General features: G+C 73.7%; 8 protein-coding genes. 5 read left to right on the plus strand and 3 right to left on the minus strand.

Features of this window, described 5'->3' with window-relative positions; all coding sequences use genetic code 11:
* Positions 1 to 105 precede the first annotated feature (105 nt).
* Positions 106 to 918 carry a phosphatase PAP2 family protein gene (locus VN520_RS25720; RefSeq protein WP_414719953.1) on the minus strand — a complete coding sequence of 271 codons (813 nt, stop codon included), beginning with the start codon at positions 916 to 918 and terminating at the stop codon, positions 106 to 108.
* 166 nt (positions 919 to 1,084) lie between these two features.
* Here VN520_RS25720 and VN520_RS25725 point away from each other — a divergent pair, with 166 nt between their 5' ends.
* From VN520_RS25725 to VN520_RS25745, 5 genes are all read left to right on the plus strand, one after another.
* A complete protein-coding gene (locus VN520_RS25725) occupies positions 1,085 to 1,729 on the plus strand; it encodes a TetR/AcrR family transcriptional regulator (RefSeq protein WP_325749322.1) in 645 nt (214 codons plus the stop codon).
* Between the two features lie 213 nt (positions 1,730 to 1,942).
* Positions 1,943 to 2,956, plus strand: coding sequence for an SPFH domain-containing protein (locus tag VN520_RS25730; protein WP_325749323.1), 1,014 nt, complete (start codon positions 1,943 to 1,945; stop codon positions 2,954 to 2,956).
* Positions 2,953 to 3,852: a hypothetical protein gene (locus tag VN520_RS25735; RefSeq protein ID WP_325749324.1), complete on the plus strand. Its 900-nt coding sequence runs from the start codon at positions 2,953 to 2,955 to the stop codon at positions 3,850 to 3,852. The genes VN520_RS25730 and VN520_RS25735 overlap by 4 nt, the downstream gene beginning before the upstream one ends.
* Positions 3,853 to 3,916: 64 nt before the next feature.
* Entirely contained in the window at positions 3,917 to 4,417 is a 501-nt protein-coding gene (locus tag VN520_RS25740) for an NUDIX domain-containing protein (protein WP_325749325.1), read from the plus strand.
* A 50-nt stretch (positions 4,418 to 4,467) separates the two neighbouring features.
* Positions 4,468 to 4,962, plus strand: coding sequence for an FBP domain-containing protein (locus tag VN520_RS25745; protein ID WP_325749326.1), 495 nt, complete (start codon positions 4,468 to 4,470; stop codon positions 4,960 to 4,962).
* 83 nt (positions 4,963 to 5,045) lie between these two features.
* Here the strand turns inward: VN520_RS25745 and VN520_RS25750 are convergent, their stop codons facing one another.
* Both VN520_RS25750 and VN520_RS25755 read right to left on the minus strand, forming a co-directional pair.
* On the minus strand, positions 5,046 to 5,855 hold the full coding sequence (locus VN520_RS25750) for an ABC transporter ATP-binding protein (RefSeq protein ID WP_325749327.1): 810 nt from the start codon (positions 5,853 to 5,855) through the stop codon (positions 5,046 to 5,048).
* A gap of 8 nt (positions 5,856 to 5,863) precedes the next feature.
* On the minus strand, positions 5,864 to 6,306 hold a 443-nt coding region (locus VN520_RS25755), incomplete at its 5' end, for an iron chelate uptake ABC transporter family permease subunit (protein ID WP_325749328.1).

The following is a 6,306-nucleotide window of genomic DNA, read 5'->3' on the forward strand; positions in this document are numbered from 1 at the left end:
CGGCGGAGGGCCCGGTCCGGCCGGCGAGCCGGGCCTGCGCCACCGCGGCGGCGGCGTAGGCACCGGCGGAGACGAGGGAGAGCGCGACGGCCGTCAGCGTGGCGTTCATCGCCGCACCCCGGGCCGTGCGTAGGCGGGGGACGCACAGCTCCGGACGGGGGCGGCCGCCGGCCACGGCAGGTGCGTGAGGACCGGGGTGCGCGGCAGTCCGAGCGCGGCGTAGACCACGGCGAGCAGGGCGGAGACCACGATCGCGTCGAGCCAGTAGTGGTTGGCGGTGCCCACGACGACGAGCAGGGTGAGCAGCGGGTGCAGCAGCCACAGCAGGCGCCACCGGGAGCGCGTGGCGACGATCAGCCCGACGGCGACCACCAGGGCCCAGCCGACGTGCAGCGAGGGCATGGCCGCGAACTGGTTGGCCATCGAGTCGGTCGCGGGGGTGTCCCCGTACACCGCGGGACCGTAGACCTGCCCGGTGTCGACGAGGCCCGCCGCGTGCAGCATCCGCGGCGGGGCGAGCGGGAAGAGCAGGTGCAGGGCGAGCGCGGCGCCGGTGAGTACGGCCAGGATGCGGCGTGACCAGACGTAGTGGCGCGGGCGGCGCCGGTACAGCCAGACCAGGAACGCCAGCGTGGCCGGGAAGTGCACGGTCGCGTAGTAGGTGTTCGCCGCCTGGACGAGCGTGTGGCTGTGCAGCAGCACACCCTGCACGGCCCCTTCGCCGGGGAGGCCCACGGCCCGTTCGAAGCTCCAGACGTGTCCGGCGTTGTGGAAGGCCTCCTCGACACGGCCGTTCGCGGCCTGCCGGCCGAGCTTGTAGGCGAGGAAGAGTCCGGCTACGAGAAGCAGCTCGCGGACGAGGGGCGGTCGGGCTGAGGTGTCCGGCTCCCGCTCCGCAGGCTCGCTGCGGGTGTGCATCACCCGTGCCCCTTTGCTGACGGTGCGCTGTTACGTCGTCGGCGTGGCCAGTCCACGCCGTATCGATACGCCAGTGTACCGATACGGAGGCGTATCGATACACGCGCGTATCGGTACACTGGCGTATCGAGGACCCCCAGCCGCAGAGCCGCAGAGAGGGAAACAGATGCCGTCGCCCGGTCCGGTACAGGAGCCAGCACCCGCGTCACGCCGGTCGAAGATCACACCGGAGCGCGCGCAGGAGCTCTACACCGCCGTGCTGGACCTGCTCCGGGAGAGCGGCTACGACTCGCTGACCATGGAGGGCGTCGCCTCCCGCACCCGCTGCGGGAAGTCCACGCTCTACCGCCAGTGGGGCTCCAAGCCCGAGCTGGTCGTCGCCGCACTGCACGGCACCCGCAGGAGCCTGTTCTCGGACATCGACACCGGCAGCCTGAGCGGCGACCTGCACGAGGCCGCACGGGCGGTGGACACGGTGTCCGGCCAGGACACCGCACTGATGCACGCCCTCAGCCATGCCGCACTCCAGAATCCCGACCTGCTCCGCGCACTGCGCTCCACCCTGATCGAACCGGCCATCGCCGCGCTCGACGCGATGGTCGAGCGCGCCGTCCGGCGCGGTGAGATCGAGGCCGGCAACCCCGCGGCGGACTACGTCTCCGCCCAGGTGCTCGGCATCATGCGCGCCCGGCCGCTCCTGGAGGGGCGGCACCCGGACGACGCCTTCCTCACACGCTTCATCGAGTGCGCCGTACTCCCGGCACTCGGGCTTCCCGCGTCCCGGCCCGCCCCCCGGGGGAGCGGGTCCTGATGAACGTGGGCCGTCGCCCGAGCGGATGACGACGGCCCGCCCGCGCGCCGGACCGTGGGGACGGGGGCGGCGCGCACCCGGCCGGCCGGCGGTCCCTTCGGGGACCGCCGGCCGTCCGCGTTCCCCGCACCCGCCGAAGCTTGTTTTCGTCCTCTTGACGATATCCCTCGGCGTTCATTATCGTCTCATTGACGAGAAAGAGGGGGTCCCGACATGGCCGACATCACCCGGCGCCTCGGCTGGCGCCATCTGCGCTCCGCGCCCACCGCCCACATCCGCCACCACAAGCGCGGCAGGCTCACCCACGACGGCCCCGGACTGAGCTTCTGGTACCGCTCGCTCTCCGCCGCGCTCTCCGAGGTCCCGGTCGACGACCGGGAGCTGGCGATGGCGTTCCACGCCCGCACCGCCGACTTCCAGGACGTCACCGTGCAGGCCACGGTCACCTACCGGATCAGCGATCCGGCCGAGGCCGCCGCCCGGCTCGACTTCTCGGTGGACCCCGACACCGGGATCTGGCGCGGTGCGCCCCTGGAGCAGATCGCCACTCTGCTGACCGAGACCGCGCAGCAGCACACCCTGGACGTCCTGGCCCGGACCCCGCTCGCCACCGCGCTCGTGGACGGGGTCGCCGCCGTACGGGAGCGGGTCGCCACCGGGCTCGCCGCCGAGCCCCGGCTGCCCGCCACCGGTATCGACGTGGTCGCCGTACGCGTCGTCGCCATCCGCCCCGAGGCGGAGGTCGAGCGCGCTCTGCGCACCCCGGCCAGGGAGCAGATCCAGCAGGAGGCCGACCGCTCGGTGTACGAGCGCCGGGCGGTCGCGGTCGAGCGCGAGCGCACCATCGCCGAGAACGAGCTCGCCAGCAGGATCGAGCTCGCGCGCCGGGAGGAGCAGCTGGTCGACCAGCGCGGCACCAACGCCCGGCGTGAGGCCGAGGAGAAGTCGGCGGCGGACGGAGTGCGCGCGGCTGCCGAAGCCGCCCGCACCGTGCGCCTGGCACGCGCGGAGGCGGAGGCCGCACGTGAGGTCGGGGCGGCCCGCGCCGAGGCGCAGTCGGCCTGGCTGCAGGCGCACGCGGACGTCGACCCGGGGACGCTGCACGCCCTGGCCGCGACGCGGCTGGCCGAGAATCTGCCCCGCATCGACAGCCTCACCCTCTCCCCCGACGTCCTGACGGGTCTGCTCGCCAGGCTCGGCGGACCGGAGCCGGAGGCCCGGGCGTGAGCCTGGCCCCACGGGCCGTGCTGGTGCACCGCAGGACCGAGTACGAGGAGCTCCTGGCGCGGCACGGCACGCACGGCCAGGCCGCGTTCGTGCTCGCCGCACGCGGCCGGTCCGTCGAGGAGGTGGCCGACCGCCACCGGCGCTACGAGCAGGCACTCACCGAGGTGGCCGCCGCCGTGCCGTTGCGGTGGCGCCGGAGCCGGGTGGAGCGGGCGGACCTCGACCGCTTCCTGTTCGGGCCCGAGGACGTGGTCGTCGTGGTCGGGCAGGACGGGCTGGTCGCCAACGTCGCGAAGTACCTGTCCGGGCAGCCGGTGGTGGGCATCGACACCGATCCGGGCCGTAACCCCGGAGTCCTGGTACGCCACCGGGCAGGTGACACCGCGGCGCTGTGCCGGGCCGCCGTGTCGCCCCGCGCACGGGTCGACGCCCTCACGATGACCGAAGCCGTCGCCGACGACACACAGCGGCTGCTCGCCCTCAACGAGATCTACCTGGGGTCCCCCGGCCATCAGACCGCCCGCTACAGCATCGGCCCCGACGGCGCCCCGCCCGCCGCCGAGTCCCAGGCGTCCTCGGGCGTCCTGGTCGGCACCGGTACGGGCTCCACCGGCTGGCTGCGCTCCCTCTGGCGCGAGCGCGGCGGCCCGCTGCGGCTGCCCGCGCCCTCCGACCCACGGCTGGTCTGGTTCGTGCGCGAGGCATGGCCCTCCCCGGCCACCGGGACCTCGATGACCGCGGGCGAACTGGGGCCCGGGGACGGCCTCAGACTGACCGTCGAGTCGGACCGGATGGTGGTGTTCGGGGACGGGATGGAGAGCGACGCACTGGAGCTGACGTGGGGGCAGTCCGTCCGGCTGGGCCTCTCGGACACCGCTCTCCGTCTGGTGACGTGAGCACGGTGTGAGGATGCCGGAGCCCGGGGCACTCCGTATCCGGCATCCGGGAACAGAGCAGCACATGACCACCGGTCCCGCGAACGCCGCGCCCCGCAGCACCCGCCCGTCACGCGCGCGGGCCGCCTTCGGGGCCGGCGCCGTCGTACAGGACGGGGAAGGCAGGATCCTGCTCGGCAGGCACCACGGCGGCACCTGGGAGCTGCCCGGTGGCAAGGCCGGCCCGACGCACGAGTCGGTCGCGGCGGCCGCCGCCCGCGAACCGCGCGAGGAGACGGGACTACGGGTGCCCGTGGACGCCGTGACCGTCTTCGCGATGGTCCACGACGTGGTCGGCGGCATCAACCGGATCAGCACGGCCGCGCCGGTGAGGGTGGAGTCCGCAGTCCCCGCAGTCACCGAACCGCATCTCATCAGCGCGTGGCGGTGGACCGGTCCCGAGGAGCTGCCGAGCCCCCCGTCCGGCCCGTCGGCCCAGATCCTGGCCGCCTGGCGCCCGGATCTCGGCATCGCGCGCCCTGCGGCCCCTCGTCTGCGGATCGCTCCGCCCAGGGGTTCGGCCTAGCCCTATTAATTATTTGCCTAGGGGTCATAGGCAGAGTTAGCGTCGACGTCATGAGAGCCGTGAGCGAGCAGGACATCAGAGCGTCATTCGTCAACTGTTCGAAGGGAGAGGCGAAGCGCCTGCCGCTCCCCCGCGACCTGGAGGAGCGCCAGTGGGACGACCTGGACTTCCTGGGGTGGCGGGACCTGTCGGCTCCGGACCGCAGCTATGTCGTCACCGAGCTGCGGGGCGAACTCATCGGCATCACGCTCCGCTTCCCGTCCCAGCAGCGCGGCTTCCTGCACCGCAGCATGTGTTCGGTCTGCCTGACCACACACCCGGGCGGCGGAGTGTCGCTGATGACCGCCCGGAAGCGGGGACAGGCGGGCCGGGACGGAAATTCCGTGGGGATCTACCTGTGCACGGACCTCGACTGCTCGTTGTACGTGCGGGGCAAGAAGACCCCCGCCCCCGGCGGGCGCTTCGAGGAGTCACTGACCGTGGAACAGCAGATCGAGCGGACCAGGGGCAAGCTCACCGCGTTCCTGGATCTGCTCTCCGCCTGACCCGGCGCGCCGGCGCTCTCCGCACGGCCGGGCGGAGAGCGGCCGCCCCGCCCTGCGACGGGGGCCGAAGCGCCGTACGCCGGCTACACCGGCCGGCGGATCCTGGGCACCACGACGGGCGAGGCGTCACCCGGGGCGCTGAGTATGTCCGCCTCCAGGCCGTAGAGCTCCTTCACCAGCGCCTCGTCCACCGTCCCTGAAGGCTCGCCCCGGGCCACGACCTCTCCGTCCTTCATGGCCACCAGGAGGTCGGCGTAACGGGCCGCGGCCGCCAGGTCGTGCTGCACCATGACGACGGTGCGGCCGGCGGCCGCGACCTCCCGCACCAGTTCCAGGACCTCCACCGCGTGGCCGAGGTCGAGCGCGCTGGTCGGTTCGTCGAGCAGGATGACCGGCGTGTGCTGGGCGAGGACCATCGCGAGCCAGCACCGCTGGCGCTGGCCGCCGGAGAGCCTGTCCAGGCGCTCTCCGGCCAGCTCCGTCGTCCCGGTGGCGTCGAGGGCGTCACGTACGGCGTTCTCGTCCTCCTTGGACCACTGGCGCAGCAGACCCTGCTGGGGGTGGCGGCCGTAGCGGACGAGCCCGGCCACCGTGACGGCCTCGGGTGCGCGCGGCGACTGGGGCAGCAGCGCGACGCGATGGGCGGCCCGGCGCCGGCTGAGCGCCCAGATGTCCTCGCCGCCGACCCGGACGGTGCCCGACTCGGGACGGTGCAGCCGCGCGACGGACCGCAACAGGGTCGACTTCCCGCAGCCGTTGGGGCCGACGATCGCGACGACCTGCCCGGCGGGGACGGTGAGGTCGACGTTCCGGACGACGGGGCGGCCGGGGTAGCCGGCGTGGAGGGCGTTGACTTCGAGGCCGGGGGCGGTCCGGTGGGGTGCGTCGGTCATGGGGATGGTCAGGCCTTTCCGGTGGCACGGTCCGGGCGGAACAGGACCCAGAGCAGGAAGGGGCCGCCGAGGACGCTGGTGACGACGCCGACGGGCAGTTCGACGGGTGCGGCGACACGTCCCAGGGCGTCCGCCGCGGCGATCAGGGCCGCGCCGGTCAGCGCGGAGCCGGTGATCGGGACCCGGGTGGGCCCGGCAAGCCGCTGGGCCAGGATCGGTGCGGCGAGGGCGACGAAGGCGATGGGACCGCCGACGCCGACGGCCGTGCCCGCGAGGGCGACGGCGAGGGCGAGCGCTCCGGCGCGCAGCCGGCGCAGGTCGACGCCGAGCGAGGCCGCCACGTCGTCGTCGAAGCGCAGGAGCTGCAGCCGGTGGCCGACGGCCAGGGCGAGCGGGACGAGGAACAGCAGGACGAGTGCCAGCGGTGTACCGACGCTCCAGTCCCGTCCGT

It is taken from the genome of Streptomyces sp. (assembly GCF_035563135.1).
Taxonomy (GTDB): domain Bacteria; phylum Actinomycetota; class Actinomycetes; order Streptomycetales; family Streptomycetaceae; genus Streptomyces.

What these genes read in the sequence shown, in the direction of transcription:
- VN520_RS25720 (WP_414719953.1), bottom strand. Translation starts at nt 918, where the DNA reads ATGCACACCCGCAGCGAGCCTGCGGAGCGGGAGCCGGACACCTCAGCC.
- VN520_RS25725 (WP_325749322.1), top strand. Translation starts at nt 1,085, where the DNA reads ATGCCGTCGCCCGGTCCGGTACAGGAGCCAGCACCCGCGTCACGCCGG.
- VN520_RS25745 (WP_325749326.1), top strand. Translation starts at nt 4,468, where the DNA reads ATGAGAGCCGTGAGCGAGCAGGACATCAGAGCGTCATTCGTCAACTGT.
- VN520_RS25730 (WP_325749323.1), top strand. Translation starts at nt 1,943, where the DNA reads ATGGCCGACATCACCCGGCGCCTCGGCTGGCGCCATCTGCGCTCCGCG.
- VN520_RS25740 (WP_325749325.1), top strand. Translation starts at nt 3,917, where the DNA reads ATGACCACCGGTCCCGCGAACGCCGCGCCCCGCAGCACCCGCCCGTCA.
- VN520_RS25750 (WP_325749327.1), bottom strand. Translation starts at nt 5,855, where the DNA reads ATGACCGACGCACCCCACCGGACCGCCCCCGGCCTCGAAGTCAACGCC.